Origin of the sequence: Sphaerotilus sulfidivorans (assembly GCF_013426975.1) — a bacterium.
GTDB lineage: Bacteria > Pseudomonadota > Gammaproteobacteria > Burkholderiales > Burkholderiaceae_C > Sphaerotilus > Sphaerotilus sulfidivorans.
The window spans coordinates 1-255 of sequence record NZ_JACCPY010000117.1; the positions used below are offsets into that span (position 1 = coordinate 1).

General features: G+C 48.2%; 1 rRNA gene. It reads left to right on the top strand.

Features of this window, described 5'->3' with window-relative positions:
* Positions 1-93, top strand: a 23S ribosomal RNA gene (locus HZU84_RS21275); the annotation flags it as partial.
* Positions 94-255: the final 162 nt, after the last annotated feature.

Consider the following 255-nt stretch of genomic DNA (forward strand, 5'->3'; position numbering starts at 1 on the left):
AGTCGTTCAAGACCAGGACGTTGATAGGCTGGGTGTGGAAGAGCGGTAACGCTTTAAGCTAACCAGTACTAATTGCTCGTGAGGCTTGACCCTATAACTTTGACATTCCTGTCAAGGTAAGAGTGTCAACGTGAACCGTACTTCAGTCACGGTGAACGCAATCAATTGACAGACCAGCGCTGATTCATCAGACTCTACGAATCGTCTTTCAGGCTCAAGCCTGAAAGACCAACGGTTATGCCTGACGACCATAGC